Origin of the sequence: Arthrobacter jiangjiafuii (assembly GCF_018622995.1) — a bacterium.
In the GTDB taxonomy this organism is placed as follows: Bacteria; Actinomycetota; Actinomycetes; order Actinomycetales; family Micrococcaceae; genus Arthrobacter_B; species Arthrobacter_B jiangjiafuii.
Genome location: NZ_CP076022.1, coordinates 1,005,841 through 1,022,874 on the forward strand (window position 1 = coordinate 1,005,841; position 17,034 = coordinate 1,022,874).

The 17,034-nt window shown below is 68.3% G+C and carries 11 protein-coding genes; 5 read left to right on the forward strand and 6 right to left on the reverse strand.

Annotated features, from left to right (window positions below; genetic code table 11):
- The first annotated feature begins 137 nt into the window (after nucleotides 1-137).
- Nucleotides 138-1,730, forward strand: a complete 1,593-nt coding sequence (locus KKR91_RS17090; protein ID WP_273544936.1) for a TIGR01906 family membrane protein — start codon at nucleotides 138-140, stop codon at nucleotides 1,728-1,730.
- 97 nt (nucleotides 1,731-1,827) lie between these two features.
- On the opposite strand, the gene KKR91_RS04875 is transcribed toward KKR91_RS17090, so the two are convergent.
- Nucleotides 1,828-3,645 carry an AMP-dependent synthetase/ligase gene (locus KKR91_RS04875; protein WP_210230321.1) on the reverse strand — a complete coding sequence of 606 codons (1,818 nt, stop codon included), beginning with the start codon at nucleotides 3,643-3,645 and terminating at the stop codon, nucleotides 1,828-1,830.
- A gap of 42 nt (nucleotides 3,646-3,687) precedes the next feature.
- Complete coding sequence (locus KKR91_RS04880) at nucleotides 3,688-5,331, reverse strand: dolichyl-phosphate-mannose--protein mannosyltransferase (RefSeq protein ID WP_237687494.1); 1,644 nt, start codon at nucleotides 5,329-5,331, stop codon at nucleotides 3,688-3,690.
- 180 nt (nucleotides 5,332-5,511) lie between these two features.
- Here KKR91_RS04880 and rsmI point away from each other — a divergent pair, with 180 nt between their 5' ends.
- Entirely contained in the window at nucleotides 5,512-6,306 is a 795-nt protein-coding gene (gene rsmI, locus KKR91_RS04885; RefSeq protein ID WP_237686664.1) for a 16S rRNA (cytidine(1402)-2'-O)-methyltransferase, read from the forward strand.
- Between the two features lie 143 nt (nucleotides 6,307-6,449).
- Nucleotides 6,450-7,931, forward strand: coding sequence for an NAD-dependent succinate-semialdehyde dehydrogenase (locus KKR91_RS04890; protein ID WP_210230324.1), 1,482 nt, complete (start codon nucleotides 6,450-6,452; stop codon nucleotides 7,929-7,931).
- A gap of 76 nt (nucleotides 7,932-8,007) precedes the next feature.
- Here KKR91_RS04890 and KKR91_RS04895 read toward each other — a convergent pair whose 3' ends face one another.
- The 3 genes from KKR91_RS04895 to KKR91_RS04905 form a co-directional block, all read right to left on the reverse strand.
- Entirely contained in the window at nucleotides 8,008-10,455 is a 2,448-nt protein-coding gene (locus KKR91_RS04895; protein ID WP_210230325.1) for a transglutaminase TgpA family protein, read from the reverse strand.
- The gene (locus tag KKR91_RS04900) at nucleotides 10,452-11,873 is read right to left on the reverse strand and encodes a DUF58 domain-containing protein (RefSeq protein WP_210230326.1); all 1,422 of its coding nucleotides are present in this window, start codon (nucleotides 11,871-11,873) and stop codon (nucleotides 10,452-10,454) included. Before KKR91_RS04900 ends, KKR91_RS04895 begins: the two co-directional genes overlap by 4 nt.
- Nucleotides 11,874-11,990: 117 nt before the next feature.
- A complete protein-coding gene (locus KKR91_RS04905) occupies nucleotides 11,991-13,067 on the reverse strand; it encodes an AAA family ATPase (protein WP_210230327.1) in 1,077 nt (358 codons plus the stop codon).
- 133 nt (nucleotides 13,068-13,200) lie between these two features.
- Here KKR91_RS04905 and KKR91_RS04910 point away from each other — a divergent pair, with 133 nt between their 5' ends.
- Nucleotides 13,201-14,124: a TatD family hydrolase gene (locus KKR91_RS04910; protein ID WP_210230329.1), complete on the forward strand. Its 924-nt coding sequence runs from the start codon at nucleotides 13,201-13,203 to the stop codon at nucleotides 14,122-14,124.
- A gap of 360 nt (nucleotides 14,125-14,484) precedes the next feature.
- Nucleotides 14,485-15,570: a resuscitation-promoting factor gene (locus KKR91_RS04915; RefSeq protein ID WP_210230331.1), complete on the forward strand. Its 1,086-nt coding sequence runs from the start codon at nucleotides 14,485-14,487 to the stop codon at nucleotides 15,568-15,570.
- Nucleotides 15,571-15,629: 59 nt separating this feature from the next.
- On the opposite strand, the gene KKR91_RS04920 is transcribed toward KKR91_RS04915, so the two are convergent.
- Nucleotides 15,630-16,868 carry an XRE family transcriptional regulator gene (locus KKR91_RS04920; protein ID WP_210230333.1) on the reverse strand — a complete coding sequence of 413 codons (1,239 nt, stop codon included), beginning with the start codon at nucleotides 16,866-16,868 and terminating at the stop codon, nucleotides 15,630-15,632.
- Nucleotides 16,869-17,034: the final 166 nt, after the last annotated feature.

Below are 17,034 nucleotides of genomic sequence, written 5' to 3' on the forward strand. Positions count from 1 at the left end.
TCCGCGCCGGGCCCCGGGGTGGCGGCGCCGTCATGATGCGCTTGCCCGGTAGGGTCGAAGAAGGATGGGAGCCGGAAAGCGCACCGGTCTCCGCAAACAGGCCATGAAGACAGGCCAGGGAAGTGAAAGAGGAAGTAGTGGCAAGCCAGGACGATACCCCCCAGCAGCACCCGACGTCCGGAGGCTCCGCCGAACCGGAGCGTACCCGTCCCGGGCAGAACCGCCATAGCCCGGACAGCCTCAGCGATGCCAGCGAGACCATTGTGCGCGGAGAGCATGCGGTGGGAACCGAAACGGCTGCGCTTGCGGCCGACGACGGCGCCGCAGCTGCGCCCGCGGCCAACGGCAGCACCGCAGCCGGTCTTGCCGATGACGGCTCAAACCACGAGGACTGGGACGCTGCCTTCGCCGACGCCGCCGGAACCGCCCCTGCTGACGCGTCACCCGCAGCGGACGCTGCCGGTGACGCACGAGCGGTGCAGCGGGACGCCGGGGCGGCCGAGGCCGACGTGGTACCGGGCGGCCATCCCTCCCTGGCCCAGCGCAGCACCCTGCCGATGCGGCGGGCCAGCACCATGCCCGACGTCAGCGGCTATGGAGAGCTCTCCCCGGAGGAGACCGAACAGGCCGGCGCACTTGATGCACCCATGGGCGACTCCCCAGCGGCGGCGCCAGCTAAGGACACCGGCGCAGCCAAGGACACCGGGGCCGCAGACGGCTCTGCTGCAGCCGGGGCATCAGCGGCTGCCGTAGCGGCAGCAGGCGTCACGTCTTCAGCGGATCCGAACCCTCAAACCGCCGCTCTGGAGACCGCGGCCGTGGAAGGCACAGACGCCGGACGCACAGACGCCGGACGCGCAGACGCCGGACAGACGGACGCCGAGCGCTCGGACGCCGACAGCGCCGAATCCGGCCAGCCGTTGGATGCGCGCACGGCCGACGACGAGATCTCCGCCGAGGAGGCCCGCCGCCGGGCTGAGGAACGCGAACGGGCGGGGAAGGCCAAGCCGATCCTGGCCCGTGTCCTGCAGGTGATGGTTGCCGTCTTCTTCCCGGTCATGCTCCTGGCCGCTGCCATCCGGGCCGTAGCCACCCCGCTGTTCCTCTGGGCCGAGTACCACCGTCCGGGCTTCCCCGCGGACAGCTACGGGTTCTCCACCGACGACCGGATGACGTACGGCTCCTACGCCGTCGATTACCTGCTGAACTTCTCCGGCGCCCGCTACCTCGGCGACCTGGTGACGACCGGTGGCGAACGGCTGTACCTGGAGAGCGAAGTCAGCCATATGGCGGACGTGAAGACGGTCCTGACCATCGCGTTTGTGTCCGCACTGGCCATGGCCCTGCTCAGCCTGCTCGCCTGCTTCTATCTGGCCAAGCGCAGCCCCGGCGGCATCCGCCGGGCGTTCTTCTCCGGGGCCGTGCTGACCCTGGTCCTGATCGGCGCGCTGATCGTGACGGCAGTCCTGGGCTGGGAGAGTTTCTTCACCCAGGTGCATACGATCTTCTTCGCCCAGGGCAACTGGACGTTCCGGATGGACGACACGTTGATCCGGCTCTTCCCGGCCCAGTTCTGGATGGACGCGGGCATCGTGATTGCCTCCCTGGTCCTGCTGACCTGCACTGTGGTGCTGGTTGCCACCTGGCCTACCAAGGCCCGGCGGGAACGTTCGCGGAGCAAGGCCGAAGCGGCCCGCCGCCGCTACCTCGACTCGCTCGAAGCGGTCTGACCCAACACAAGCCGCACCAACAAGAACTGCCCGTCTCGGATCCACGGATCCGGGACGGGCAGTTTTGTTTACCGGGAGTACCGGTGGCGGCTGCGCGCTACTTGGCGTAGAGCTTTTCCACCTCGGCGGAGTAATCGGCGATGACGGCACTGCGGCGAAGCTTCAGCGTGGCCGTCAGATGACCGGATTCCAGCGAGAAGTCCTGGGGCAGGACAGTGAACTTGCGGATCTGTTCGGCCTGGGACACGGTGGCATTCGCTGAATCCACTGCCTGCTGCAGCAGGGCCCGGACCCGGGGATCATCTGCAGCGGTCTCGGATGCCGGCTGCGCAGATCCGTTCTCCCGCGCCCAGGCGGCGAGGGTTTCCTCATCCAAGGTCAGCAGCGCCGTAACGAAGGGCCGGCCCTCGCCGACGACGATGGCCTGGGATACCAGCCGGTGCTCGCGGATTTTCTCCTCCAGCGGCCCCGGAGCCACGTTCTTGCCGCCGGCAGTAACCAGGATGTCCTTCTTCCGGCCGGTGATGGTGAGGAAGCCGTCGTCATCCAGTGAGCCCACGTCGCCGGAATGGAACCACTCGCCGGTGAAGGCGGCAGCGTTGGCTTCCGGGTTGTTGTGGTAGCCCGCAAAGACACCGGCGCCGCTGATCAGCACCTCGCCGTCGTCGGCGATCCGCACAGTGGTACCCGGCAGCGGCAGGCCCACGGAGCCCACCCGTGCCAGCGGCACGGTGTTGACCGTGGCCGGGGCGGTGGTCTCGGTCAGGCCGTAGCCTTCCAGGACCATGACGCCGGCTCCGCGGAAGAAGTGTGCCAGCTGCGGGCTCAGCGCCGAGGCGCCGCTGATCGCGTAGGTCAGCTTGCCGCCGAAGACGTTGCGGACCTTCGGGTAGAGCATCTTGTCGAAGAGCTTGTGCCGCAGCTTCAGGGCAGCGGACGGGCCCTTGCCGCCGGCAGCTGCCGAGTTCAGCGCGGTGGAGTAGGCGACGGCGGTGTCAGCGGCTGCAGCGAACAGCTTGCCCTTGCCGGCGGCCTCCGCGGACTGCTGCGCACCGGCGTAGATCTTTTCGAAGATCCGGGGCACGGCGAGCAGGAATGTCGGCTGGAAGGACTTCAGGTCGGCCATCAGGTCCGACGCGCTGCCCGAGTGGCCCACCCGCACACCGGCGGCCAGGCAGCCTACCTGCACGGCGCGGGCCAGCACGTGCGCCAGCGGCAGGAACATCAGCGTGCTGACGTCCTTTTCCTTGAGCATCTCGGGGAGGAACTCCACGATGTTCACCCCGAACAGGGCGAAATTGCCGTGCGTGATTTCGCAGCCCTTGGGGCGGCCCGTGGTCCCGGAGGTATAGACCATGGAGGCGACGGAATCGAGGCCGGCCGTGGTGCGGGCCGTTTCCAGCTCGTCATCGGTGACGGCGGAACCGGCAGCGGCCAACTCCGCGAAGGTGCCCTCGGCGCCGTCGGCCTGCATGAGCCAGACCCGGGCCTCGAAGTCGCCGGACGCAGCGGCCGCCGAGACTACCGCGGCTTTGCGGCCATCTTCGACGAACACGTGGGCGGCGCCGGAATCCTCGAGGATCCACTCCACCTGCGAGGGGGAGGAGGTTTCGTAGATGGGTACCGTGACGGCACCGGCGAACCAGACCGCAAGGTCCACCAGGGTCCACTCGTAGCTGGTCTTGGACATGACGGCTACGCTGTCGCCGGGGCGGACACCCAGTCCGATCAGGCCTTTGGCCAGTTCGCTGACCTGGGTGAGGAAGTCATTGGCACTAACGTTTTTCCAGCCGCCGTCGCTCTTCAGTGAGAACAGGGGATGGTCGGGGGTCTTTGCATGCAGTCCCACCAGGATGTCGGTGATATTCGACTCCGCAGCGAGATGGACCAGTAAATCAGTGGCGGATTCGCGCACCGTTGGCCTCTCTTTCTGTGCCTGAGCACATGGGTATTGAGACTAAATCCAGCTGGGCATCCACATACGCAGCCGCCAGTCAGAATACGGGATAGTTTCGGCCGTCCAGACCGGCAGGAAGAATGCGGAGGCCAGCACGGCAGCCAGGATGAAGATCGCAACCGCCGCTTTTCCGGCGCGCCGCCTGGCCGCCGGGTCGCCCGGCCTGCCCAGCAGCAGCCCCAGCACATAGGTCAGGGCAAGGATCAGGAACGGTTCGAAGGACACCGAATAGAAGAAAAAGGTGGTGCGTTCCGGATAAGCGAACCAGGGCAGGTAGCCGGCAGCGACCCCGGCAAGGATGGCTCCGGCGCGCCAGTCGCGCCGGCCGATCCAGCAGAAGAGGAGCACCAGCAGCGAGACCGCCGCCGCCCACCAGATCAGCGGGTTGCCCAGCGAGGTGACGGCGGTGGAACAGCTTTCGGCGGTGCAGCCGTCGGTGCCGCCAGGGGTGGACTCGTAAAAGAACGACGTCGGCCGGCCCATGACCAGCCAGGTCCAGGCGCTGGACTCGTACGTGTGCTCGGAGCTGAGCCCGTTGTGGAAGGCGTACGCGCTGCGGTGGTATTCGGCCAGGGAACGCAGCCAGTCCGGCAGCCAGCCCCAGGTCCCGGACGGGTTGTCCGCGGCCCAGTTCCTGTCATAGGCGCCGGTCGAGCGGAGCCAGCCGGTCCAGGAGGCAAGGTAGGCCAGGGCGGCGGCCGGAATGATGGTGAAAAATGCGGGAATGCCATCCTTGAGCAGCCCCGCGGTGCGCCAGCTCCGGAAACCTGCAACCCGACGGGCGCCCACATCCCAGAGGACGGTCATCAGCCCGAACACCGCCACGAACGCCAGCGCCGACCATTTGGTCCCTACCGCCAGGCCGAGGAATACGCCGGCTGCCAGCCGCCACGGCCGCCACAGCAGCCAGGGCCCGTACAACAGGGCCTGGGCCGTTGGCCTGCCGGAACCGTCCGGGGCCAGGGCAGCGGTCTTCCGGGCCAGCCGGAGCCGGCCGTCGGTGCGGTCCAGCAGCAGCGCGCCGAAGGCTGCCACAATCCAGAAGGTCAGGAATACGTCCAGCAGCGAGGTGCGCGAATGCACCAGATGGTGCCCGTCCACCGCCAGCAGCAGCCCGGCCAGTCCGCCCAGGAGCGGGGACCGGAACAGCTTCACCGCGATCAGCCCCACCAGCAGGACGGTCAGGGTGCCGGTCAGTGCCGCACTGAAACGCCAGCCGAAGCTGTTGTCCGCGCCGAACAGCTCCATGCCGGCGGCGATCATCCACTTGCCCACCGGGGGATGGACCACGTATTCGGGGCTGGCGAGCAGAACGTCCGGCGTACCGGCATTGAAGGAGTCGTTCGCGCCGTCGGGCCATTCCCGTTCATATCCGGAGAGCAGGTACGAGTAGGCATCCTTGACGTAATAGGTTTCGTCGAAGACCAACGAGCGGGGTTCAGCCAGCCGGACAAACCGCAGCACGCCGCCGATCACGGCGGCCAGCAGGGGAGCCAGCCAGCCCCAGAGGCCCAGGGAGGCCGTGGTGCCCGGAGCCCAGCCCAGCAGCCGGTTCCTCAACTCGCCGAGGCGGAAGGCGGCACCCGGTTCGCTGACGAGGGGTGCCGCGGGCGGGGGAGGGGTGTCGCTGGCGGTCAGAGTCACGCGCTCCACTCTATCGGCGGGCGGAGGATCCCGCGGCGCCAACTCGCGTAGGGTTAGATGGTGAATTCCAGCAAGCAGAGCACCGGGACCGGATCTACCAAGCACCTAGAGAACGACGGCGGGAAGACCGGCGCCGCCGTCGCCGGACAGATCGTGCTCGCCGCCACTCCCATCGGCAACATGGGCGACGCCACCAACCGGCTGATCGGGCTGCTGGAAACGGCAGACGTTATTGCCGCCGAAGACACCAGGCGGCTGCACCGGCTGGTCTCCGCCCTGAAAATCACCACCACCGGCAAGATCATCAGTTACCACGAACACAACGAAGCGACCCGCACCGCCGATCTGCTGGAGATGGTGCGCGGCGGTGCGACCCTGCTCATGGTGACCGATGCCGGCATGCCCGCCGTTTCGGACCCCGGCTTCCGGCTGGTCGAGGCCGCCGCCAGTGAAGGCCTGACCGTCACCGCAGCACCCGGCCCCTCGGCCGTCCTCACCGCGCTGGCGCTGTCCGGGCTGCCGACGGACCGGTTCTGCTTCGAAGGCTTCCTCCCGCGCAAGGCCGGGGAACGCAGCGCACGCCTGAACGAGCTGGCCCGGGAGCAGCGCACCATGGTGTTCTTCGAAGCCCCGCACCGCCTGGAGCCGATGCTGCGTGCCCTGGACGCCGCGTTCGGCGGTGACCGCCGCGCCGCCGTCGCCCGTGAACTCACCAAACTGCACGAGCAGGTGCTGCGTGCCCCGCTGCGTGAACTGCTCGAATGGGCGGAAACGTCCGAGGTGCGCGGGGAGATCGCCGTCGTGGTCGCCGGCGCCGGCGAGGCAGCCCCCGAACAGCCCGAAGACCATGTGGCGGCCGTGAACGGCCTCATCGCGCAGGGGGCCCGCCTGAAGGATGCGGTGGCCACTGTGGCCGAAGATGCCCGGATCAGCAAGCGCGAGCTGTATTCAGCGGTCCTGGCTGCGCGCAGCTGATCGCGGCCTTTGGCCAACTGCACAGTGGCGTGGCACCTGCATGGTGCACTTCTGTATTTACAGCCTGAACGCCCCGCGCCTACCGTGAAGTGGATGACGGGCGGAGCGCCCGGGAACCGACGTCGAACCTGGAGGCATTCCCCATGGGTATTACCGCTGACCGCGAAGCCGCACTGCTGGCACAGGTCCCCACCGGCCTGTTGATCAATGGCGAGTGGAGGGACGCCGCCGGCGGGGCGACCTTCGACGTCGAAGACCCCGCCACCGGCAAGGTGCTGCTCAGCATTGCCGATGCCAGCGCCGAGGACGGCGCCGCCGCGCTGGATGCCGCCGCTGCCGCCCAGGAGTCCTGGGCGAAGACCGCACCGCGGGAGCGCGGGGAAATCCTGCGCCGCGCCTTTGATCTGGTGACCGAACGGGCCGAGGACTTCGCCCTGCTGATGACACTGGAAATGGGCAAGCCGCTGGCTGAAGCCCGCGGCGAGGTCACCTACGGTGCCGAGTTCCTGCGCTGGTTTTCCGAGGAGGCCGTGCGCATCTCGGGCCGCTACGGCATGTCTCCGGACGGCAAGTCCCGCCTGATGGTGAACAAGAAGCCGGTGGGCCCGTGCCTGCTGATCACCCCGTGGAACTTCCCGCTGGCGATGGCCACCCGCAAGATCGCCCCCGCAGTGGCCGCCGGCTGCACCATGGTGCTCAAGCCCGCCAAGCTCACGCCGCTGACCTCCCAGCTGTTCGCCGCCGTGATGATCGAGGCCGGCCTGCCCGCCGGCGTACTGAACATCGTTTCCACCACCTCTGCCGGTGAAGTCACCGGTCCGATCATGAAGGACGAGCGGCTGCGCAAGGTCTCCTTCACGGGCTCCACTCCCGTGGGCCAGGGCCTGATCCGCGACGCCGCCGACCGGGTGCTGCGGACCTCCATGGAGCTCGGCGGCAACGCGCCGTTCGTGGTCTTCGAGGACGCAGACCTGGAGAAGGCAGTGGACGGCGCCATGGCAGCGAAGCTGCGCAACATGGGCGAGGCCTGCACCGCAGCCAACCGCTTCATCGTGCACGAGTCCGTTGCCGAGGAGTTCGCGGAGAAGTTCGCCGCGAAGGTCGGCGCCATGACCACCGCACGCGGCACCGAGGACGAGTCGAAGATCGGCCCGCTGATCGATGCCAAGTCCCGCGACAAGGTCCACGCCCTCGTCACGGACGCGGTCGACGGCGGCGCCACGGCCGTTGTGGGCGGAGCACCGGTGGACGGTCCCGGCTACTTCTACCAGCCGACCGTCCTCAAGAACGTGGCCCCGGATGCCCGGATCCTGCAGGAGGAGATCTTCGGACCGGTGGCTCCGATCGTCACGTTCGCCACCGAGGCTGAAGCAGTGGCCCTGGCCAACAACACCGAATACGGCCTGGTCGCCTATGTCTTTACGCAGGACCTGAACCGCGGGCTGCGGATCGGCGAGAAGCTGGAAACCGGGATGCTCGGCCTGAACGCCGGCGTGGTTTCCAACGCCGCAGCCCCCTTCGGCGGGGTCAAGCAGTCCGGGCTGGGCCGCGAAGGCGGTGCCGAGGGCATCGAGGAATACCTGTACACGCAGTACATCGGCATCGCTGATCCCGCTGCCGGCTAAGCTGCCGATCCCGTTTATGGGGCTGGCCATCGGCGCCGGGGGCAGGACCTGCCCCCGGCGCCTGGCGGTCCCGCCCCTACCGGCGGAGCCGCGAGGACAGCGAGGCCGGGAACAGCAACGCCCGCAGCCGTTTACCCGGCGGGGCCGAAGCGGCAAAACTCTCCCGGATGGTGCTGACGTCCGCCCACAGACGCTCCGCGTCGGGAGCGCCGGAGCCCGGCAAGGACCCTAAGGGTCCGGAGCCTGTAATTCCGGAGCCTGTAGTTCCTGATCCTGCGGCAAGGCCCGGAGCAGCATAGGCTTCCTGCTCGTAGGCGCTGCGCAACCGCTCCAAAGCCAGCGCGGCGCCCTCCGGCAGCCCTGCGTCGTGCGCCAGCCGTTGCGCAAACGCCCGGGGCGAGTCGGCCAGGCGGGGGACGTGCCCGTAGTCCAGTCCGGTGTCGGCTGCCTCGTCCCAGGCCAGGGTGGCGGGCCCTCCCCGCTGGTCCGCACCGGCTCCACCTGCAATGCCGGAACCGTCCAGCCAGCGCCGTCGAAGAGTGCGCCGGCGGCGGCGCAGCGCCCACGGGGCCAGTACTGCGCCGGCGGCAGCGAGGACCCCGGCCGCCACACCCAGATAGCGGCCCGCGCCGGTTTCGGCCGGTGCCACGGGCGCGGCGTTGGCCGGCGCGGTGGGTGCCGGCGTCGCGGGGGCGGTCGCCGCCGGGGCCGGGCGCTCCCGTTCGAGCGCCTCGTCGCGCAGCGCCTGGCCCACATCGGGCCGCGACTGAACCGAGTAGGCGGGAACCGAACCGCGGGACGGGGTCGGCTCAAAGCGCACCCAGCCCATCCCATGGAAGTAGAGTTCAGGCCAGGCATGCGCGTCGCGGGAATCAACTTCGTATTCCTGCAGAACCGTGCCATCGGTCCCGGTCACCGTGTTGCCAGTGGTCCGTCCGGGGGCGAATCCCAGTGCCATGCGGCTGGGGATTCCGGCTTCCCGGGCCATGACAGCCATCGCTGCCGCATAGTGGGTGCAGTAGCCGGACTTCTCCTCCATGAACCTGTCCAGCACTCCCATGCCGTTGCCGTCGTACCCGCCCTCCACCGGAGCATCGAGGGAGTAGCTGAATTCCGGGCCGCGGAGGTACCCCTGAATGGCCATGGCCTGTTCATAGGGGCCTTGCGCCGTTGCGGTTGCTGTTTCCACCGCCTCGCGAATACTCTCCGGCACATCCGCCGGAAGGTCGGTGAAGACCGGGTCCACCGCATTTTCCGGGGCCACCCCAATCTGTTCCAGGGTTGACGGCGTGATCTGCGGGCTCAGGCTCTGCACCTCGTAACTGAGCCGGGGCGATCCGAGCTGATCCTCGGCGATTACCGTCATCGTCTTGGGATCCCAGCTCCATCTTCCGGCGGCTCCATACACGCTGGCCGGAGCATACGGCGCCAGCAGCCAGGGGCTGGCGTAGGACTCAGAGGTGACTTGGGTGGTGACCGTCTGCGCGTTTGCGGCCAGCCCGTCATCCTCGAGCGGGCTCATGCCCTGCAGCCCGGCACGGCGGCTGTCGGTACGCAGGTCCGGCGCCCAGCGCTGTCCGGAAAAGTCCTCCAGCGTCGTTGAGCGCAGGTACAGGGCCTGCGCCGAATCAGTCGCGTAGCGGATACGGCCTGAAGCCGACGGCTGGCGCAGGTCATTGCCCAGGGCCACCACGGGGTTCAGGCCGGATCCGCCGGTCCACAGGTTCAGCCGCGAACCCTGCGGAAACGTGCCCTGGGTGAAACCCGGGAGCACTGCGGGCAGCGCCAGGGCGGCGACGAGCGCAACGGCACCGATTCCCGCCGCTGTGCCCACCTGGCGGCGGGGCGGCCGGCGCTCGGGACCTGCCGAGCTGCGTGGCCGTTCCTGCCAGGTTCCGGTGGCGAGCACCAGCAGATACCCGGCTGCGGCCAGCAAAAACGGAAGTACCCCCACGCTGTCGGGCTTCAGGATCGCAGGAACAATGAGTAGTGACAGCAGTCCCAAGCCGCTTGCAGCGGGCATCCGGAGGGTCGTGGCCAGGGTGTCGACCAGCAGGGCGATCAGCCCCGTTCCCAGACACGCCACAAACACGATCCCCGGTTCGGCGAGCACGGGCGGCACCTGGTTCATGATCGTGGCCTGGGCCTCGCTCAGCAGTACGGCTGCGTGCTCAAGGGTGTCGCCAGTGGGAATCAGCCCAAAAAACGCTCTGGACGAGGCGAACAGCCAGGTCAGGACGACGACGAGCGCGGCCAGTCCGGCAGCGGGAACCGCGGCGGTGGGGAACCGAAAGCGCCGGGCGGCAGCCATGGCGCTGACCACGGTGACGGTCGTCAGCGCCAGCGGCGCAAACCAGGACCAGCCTTCAAAGACGCCGTGCAGGCCAACCATGCACAGCAGGACGGCAACGGCGCTTGCTCCTGCCGCGGCTCCGTCCCAGGGCGGTCTGGCCGGCTTCCGCGGCACCCGTACTCCAGATGCGCCGGGGGCCTCGGCGGGGTTGCGGGTTTGCGTGGCGGTCATTGGCGCGGCTCCCGGAAGGAGGTGCGGCCAGGGACGGCATAAGGAGCAGCCGGCGGGTTCATCGGATCCGGGGCAGGGGAATCGGCAAATGAATCTCCCAATGCAGCCCAAGAGCGAGCGAGGTCCGTCTTCGGCGCCGCGGCGACGGCTTCCCATCCGCCCGCACGCAGGATCGCCAGGGCCGGAGCAGCGTCCTGCGGCCGGTCAACCGCCAGGATGGCGTAGGCCCTGGACGCGTGGTCTGCCGCCGGTGCCAGCTGCCGTGCTTCAGCCACGGACAAACGGCCTAAGACCGCGATCAAGGGACCACGGTGCCGCTGCACCAGCGAACTCAGCAGCTCGTCGCCGAAGGCTCCGCTGCCGTCCGGAACTCCGGAGCCGGCCGCCGCGGATTTCGGGTCGAGTTCCAGCGCCGCCAGCCCCTCGGCGAGGTCCTTCAGGCCTTCCACCCCGTCGAAGTCGCGCTGCTGCCGGTCCGGGGCGGAGGCTGAACGTTCGAGGGCAGGCCGGGCATGGGCATCCAGCAGATGCAGCGCGTAGCCACTCTCCACCAGATAGGCGGCCACTGACACCGCTGCGGACACTGCCCGCTCAAAGGACTCGGACGTGGCCAATCCGTTGTCGCCGGAGCCATCGAGCCATAATGAGGACCCCGCACCGTCGGCATGGGAGCCTTCCCTGGTATCCAGCAGGAGGGTGGCACGGGGGGAGGTGACGGGTTCCTCCTGGCGGACCATCAACTCGCCGTGACGAGCCGTGGCCGCCCAATGCACCCGGCGCATTGGATCACCCGGCCGGTACTCGCGTGTGGACACATCGTCTTCGCTCGGGCTGCCCCGTTGCGGGCCGGTCAGGGCGCCGTCCTTGCCCCGTGGCCCGCCCAGCGCGAGGCGGGGCAGGGCCAGTGGTGCCGGCGCCACGACCAGCGGATCAGAGCCGCCTACCGTGCGGAGCACGCGGGCCAATCCGAACATGTCCTGGAACTCCGCCGATACCGGGCCGATCGGGAACAGGCCGCGCCGCGTGGACAGCAACTGATACTCATACATGCTGCCGCCGTCGGGGCCCGGGACCCGGGCCGGAAACCGGAACACCGGGCTCTGGCCGAAGCGCAGCGGCAGGCCCTCGCGCATATCGGCGCTCTGCCGGAAGGGGCGGGAGCTGTGCAGGGAGAGGGTGACAATGACAGGCGCGCCGGCTTCCGCAGTTGCAGGACTGAACGTGCGCTCGACGTCGAGCGCCGGCCGCACCAGCCGCAGCGACAGCGCAGCCAGCAGCGGAAGGGCCAGGAGGAACACTGCCAGGACCAACACGTCCCGGCGTCCCATTACCTGGGCCGCCAGCAGCGCCACCACTGCGGAGAGCGCCAGCCCCCAGCCTCGGGCAGTCAGCAGCCGGGGTGCGGTGGTGAAATCCATGGATCCTTCCCGGAGCTGATGATGCGAAGTGGAGTGCAGCTTTTCCCTAAGGCCGCGCAGCTTTGCCGCGTGCTTGCCGCCGCAGGCCGCCCAACTCTGCCGCCGCAGTCGCGGACGTTACCGTCGCAGGCGCTCGCCGGCCGGGCTTCGGGGAACCGGAACCCGGGAGAGCAGGTGCGCCAGCAGGCCCGACGGCGTCTCGCCGGAGCTGGCGGCCTTGCGGTCCAAAATCAGGCGGTGCCCCAGCACCGCGTCAGCGAGGTGGGACACGTCGTCGGGCAGGACAAAATCGCGTCCGGCCAGCGCCGCGTGCGCCTTGGCCGCGCGCAGCAGCTGCAGCAGGGCCCGGGGGCTGGCACCGAGCCGCAGCTGCGGATGTTCGCGCGTGGCCTGGCCGATCGCCACCGTGTATTCCTTGACCGCGGAGGAGACGAAGATGTTCCGCACGCGGGCGGTCATGGCAGCGACTTCGGCCACGTCGACGACGGCCCCCACCCGGTCCAGGGGCGAGGTCGATTGGTGGGACTCGAGCATTTCGATTTCGGACTGCGTGTCCGGGTATCCCAGGGAGATCCGGGCCATGAACCGGTCGCGTTGGGCCTCGGGCAGCGGATAGGTGCCCTCCATCTCAATCGGATTCTGCGTGGCCACCACCATGAAGGGCTCCGCCAGCCGGTAGGTACCGCCGTCGACAGTGACCTGCCGTTCCTCCATGCACTCCAGCAGGGCGGACTGGGTCTTGGCCGAGGCGCGGTTGATCTCGTCGCCGATCACGATGTTGGCGAAGACAGGACCCTGCCGGAACTCGAACCGGTGGGTGTCCTGGTTGTAGATGGACACCCCGGTCACATCCGAGGGGAGCAGATCAGGGGTGAACTGGATGCGGGTCACCGAACAGTCGATGGTGCGCGCCAGTGTCTTGGCGAGAAGGGTCTTCCCGACGCCGGGCACGTCCTCCAGCAGCACATGTCCCTGGGCGAGGAGCACGGTCAGGACCAGCGACGCTGCCTGCTGCTTGCCGTCGATCACGGTGTTGATGGCGGAAAGGATGCTGGACGCCGCCTGTGCAAAGGACTCCGCGTCGTGCGGCGCAGCGCTCTGGCGGCTCCAGGCTGCGGATTGCCCGTCCGCTGCCTCCCCGGGGGAGGCCCCGACAAAAGCGGAGGGGGGTGCAGCTGGATTTCGAGCGTCCATGGATACCTTCCAAGCCTCGGCGGGTGCAGGCCGGGCCCGCTGAAGGGACCGGATTGCGGCGCTGGGATCCCCTCGCACTTGTGTGGAAGGGCCCATGTCACTACAGGGTACAAGCTCACTTAAGGTTAAAGACATGTGTAATGACAGCGGTTATGTTCCGGGGCAAATCCCCGCAGCCTATCTGGACTTCGAGTCCGCTTCCGGCAAACCCTACCCTCCCGGACCGGAACCGCTGCCCGTTCCGGTGATCGATAACCATACACACCTGGACTTCGCCCCGGGCAAGGCCGGCACCGCCGGGGTACGCGCCGCCATGGACGCGGCCGGGGCGGCCGGGGTACGCGGCGCGGTCCAGGTCGGAACCGATCTGGCCTCCTCCCGCTTTACCGTGCAGGTCCTGGATGAGGAGCCGCGGCTGCTGGGAGCGGTAGCCATCCATCCCAACGACGCACCGGTCCTGGCAGCCGAGGGCACCCTGGACGCCGCGCTTGAAGAGATCGAGGCACTGGCCCGCCACCCACGGGTCCGGGGCATCGGCGAGACCGGACTCGACTACTTCCGCACTGGCCCCGACGGCGTGGAACGCCAGCAGTATTCCTTCCGCCGGCACATCGATATCGCCAAGCGGCTCGGCCTGGCCCTGCAGATCCACGACCGGGAAGCGCATGACGACGTCGTCCGCGTGCTGCTCGAGGAAGGGGCGCCGGAGAACGTCGTCTTCCACTGTTTCTCGGGTGATGCCGGACTCGCCAGGATCTGCAACACCAACGGGTGGCGGATGTCCTTCGCCGGGACCCTCACCTTCAAGAACGCAGGGAACCTCCGCGAGGCGCTCGCGGTCGCTGACCCGCGGCTGCTCCTGGTGGAAACCGATTCCCCGTTCCTGACCCCGCATCCCTTCCGCGGGCGGCCAAATGCCAGCTACATGGTGCCGCACACGGTCCGGTTCATGGCGTCCGAGCTGGGGGCTGACCTCGCGGAGCTGGGCCAACTGCTGGTGGACAACACCGTCGACGTTTACGGGTCCTGGAGTACGGACGACGGCGCTTCGGCGTAGGTGATCCGCATCACTTCCACCACTCGGGTAGCTGTAGGCAGCAGAAAACCCAGGTTGCCCTCAGGTCACGGTTCGGTTACGGTAGGGAGCTATTAGCCGGGGTCGGGGAAGGCACCGGACTGATATCGAACCACACACCGTCCTGTGACAGTTGTGCCCCGCACCTCGTTTGACGTGCCGGGACACCGCTGTGCCCGGTAGCGGTAGAGGTCCTGCCTGCACAACGCACCGCCCCGTGAGATCCGGGGACAACGACTGCCGCGTGCCTAATCCCCGTGCCCGGACGCTTTGAACGTTTGGGATTCCGTGGCAAGTGCACTTGTGAGGCGTGGGGTAAAACTAACCGGGCAGGCCGTAGTCATGGTCGCCCTCATTCTGGGGCTGGTCGCCTTTGTAGGCACCAACAAGTCCGTGGTCCTGACCGTCGACGGCCAGAGCAGCGACGTCCAGACCTTCGGCGGAACGGTTGCCGAAGTCCTCCAGAAAGCGGATGTCCAGCTCTCCGCAGCGGACCGCGTAAGCCCGGATCCGGACACCGAAGTCACCGACGGCGCCACCATTGAAGTTTTCAAGGCCAAGACCGTGGACCTCACGCTGGACGGCGAGGGCCGCACGGTCAGCACCACAGGCAAGACCGTCGCAGACCTCGTTTCAGAGCTGCGGGTGTCCTCCAACTCGGCCGTCTCGGCCTCGCTGGACACCGCCCTGGAAGGACTGGATGATCCGCTGTCGATCTCCACTCCCAAGACCGTCACCATCATGATGGACGGCACCTCCTACGACCGCCCCACCACGGCGGGAACCGTCAAGGACCTCCTGGACGAAACCGGCATTACCCTCGCCGCCACCGACCGCGTTTCGGCTCCAACCAGCGCCGCACTGGTGGACGGCATGGTCCTGAAAGTTACCCGGGTGCAGTCCGGTGCCGAAGAGACGGTGAAGGAACCCGTTCCCTTCGACAGCACCGAAGTGCCTGACCCGGAGCTCACCGCCGGCGAGAAAAAGACCACCACCAAGGGAACCGCCGGCGAGATGGTCCGCGTTTTCCGCACCGTTCTGGTCGACGGCCGTGAGGTCAGCCGGACCCTGGTCAGTGAAACCGTGTCCGTGCCGCCCGTGGCCGAAACCATCGCCGTAGGCACCAAGAAGAAGGAAGCCGCCCCGGCACCGGCAGCTCCGGCCGGCGGCACCGCTCCCTCCGGCGGGAACTGGGCAGCCCTGGCCCAGTGCGAGTCCGGAGGCAACTGGCACATCAACACCGGCAACGGCTACTCCGGCGGACTTCAGTTCAGTGCTTCCAGCTGGCTCGGCGCCGGCGGCGGCCAGTACGCGCCGATTGCCGCAGGAGCCACGCCCGAGCAGCAGATCGCCGTGGCCGAGAAGCTGCGCGCCAACGGCGGCTGGGGCCACTGGCCCGCCTGCGCCTCCAAGCTGGGGCTGCTTTAACCGCACCACCTGCTGCAGCCACACTGCAGCCAGTCGAACAGGCAGCGGACCGGGACCTCTCACCAGGGCCCGGTCCGCTCCGTTAAGCCCACCGGAGCCCCGGACTGCACCTGGGCTGACAGCCGGGCCGCATGCCCGGCCCGGTCCGGGGCGCCGGCGCGGGAAAAGGCCGCGGCGCTGTCCTCAAACGCCTGCACAGCCTGCCAGGTCCGGCCAAGAGCCGCCAGGCTAAGGCCCAGATGCAGGGCCACCTCGCCGGTACTTTGCGGCGGAAGCACCCCGCGCCGGCCATAAACCGTGCTCAGCACATCAACTGCGGACGGGTGGTTTCCGGACAGCTGAAGCCACCGGCCCTGGTTGTGCAGGTTGTCCAACCCGTCTTCTTCGGTCCCGCCGACCACGGACAGTGCAGTCTCGGCGTGCGCCAGGCACTCACGGGTGGCGTCGTCGTGCACCCCCTCGGCCAGCCGCATCGCAGCTGAAGCGCGGTTAAAGGCGGCCCAGACCTCCAAATCTGCCGTAGGGCTCAACAGTGACGCTGCCCGTGTGTGGTAGCGCAGGCCGTTGGCTATGTCGCCGCGGCGGAACGCCACATTTCCCACCGCCCAGAACCCCTTGCCCGCCGTCTGCCGGTCGGTGCCCGATTCGAGCAGTGGAACCAGCAGCGTCCGGCAGTGTCCCCAGGCTTCGTCCTGCAGCCCGCTCTCCGAGAGCGCGGCGATGAAGGCCTGGTAGGCCTCCACCAGATACTCCGGGCCCACCTTCAGCGAAACGCCAAGGTCCAGGGCCCGCCGGGCATGTACAACGGCATCGGCGAGCTGCCCGGCGCCCTGGCAGGCCGTGGCCAGCAGGGTCTCGGCCAGCGGCCGCAGCGGCTGTCCCTCGCCCGCCAGTGGATGCTGCGCCAGCCGTTCCGCCTCGGCTATGCACTGCCGGTAGGCATGCTGCCGGCGCAGGCATACCGCTGCCAGGTAGGAGAGCTCCCACTCGCCGGTTTCATCCCCTGCAGCCAAAGCCGCCGCAGCAGCCCGGAGCGCAAATCCGCGGGCGGCGGAGTAATCCCGCTCGTCCCACGCCTGCGCGGCGGACAGCTCGAAGTAAACCCGCGGCAGCCCGGCAACCGTGGCCAGCCGCTCCGCCAGGAGCCGGACGGCACCCGGCGGGGGCTCCCGCCGGCCCCTTTCCAGCAAGGACACCTCCCGGGCCGGCAGCTCGCTGCCACCCAGGGCAGCCTGCGTTAGGTGCCCGGTCCGTCGAAAAAAATGCAGCCGTTGTCCGAAGGTTTCGCCCATAGTCATTTCCGCCCTTCCCAGGCCGCGGGACACTGGGAAGGTGCCCGAAGCGAAAATGCTACCGGCCGGATTTCAGGGACGGCAGAGTGGCGGCCCAGACTGGAGGCAAAGACCATGAACAGGTTTATCGGAGCCCGGAAGACAGCGGTAGAGGCCGTAGCCAGGGTGGGAA

Bases quoted from the DNA above. Each gene is read 5' to 3' on its own strand.
- rsmI (WP_237686664.1), top strand. From the start codon at position 5,512: ATGGGCGACGCCACCAACCGGCTGATCGGGCTGCTGGAAACGGCAGAC.
- KKR91_RS04915 (WP_210230331.1), top strand. From the start codon at position 14,485: ATGGTCGCCCTCATTCTGGGGCTGGTCGCCTTTGTAGGCACCAACAAG.
- KKR91_RS04895 (WP_210230325.1), bottom strand. From the start codon at position 10,455: ATGACCGCCACGCAAACCCGCAACCCCGCCGAGGCCCCCGGCGCATCT.
- KKR91_RS04890 (WP_210230324.1), top strand. From the start codon at position 6,450: ATGGGTATTACCGCTGACCGCGAAGCCGCACTGCTGGCACAGGTCCCC.
- KKR91_RS04920 (WP_210230333.1), bottom strand. From the start codon at position 16,868: ATGACTATGGGCGAAACCTTCGGACAACGGCTGCATTTTTTTCGACGG.
- KKR91_RS04900 (WP_210230326.1), bottom strand. From the start codon at position 11,873: ATGGATTTCACCACCGCACCCCGGCTGCTGACTGCCCGAGGCTGGGGG.
- KKR91_RS04910 (WP_210230329.1), top strand. From the start codon at position 13,201: ATGTGTAATGACAGCGGTTATGTTCCGGGGCAAATCCCCGCAGCCTAT.
- KKR91_RS04905 (WP_210230327.1), bottom strand. From the start codon at position 13,067: ATGGACGCTCGAAATCCAGCTGCACCCCCCTCCGCTTTTGTCGGGGCC.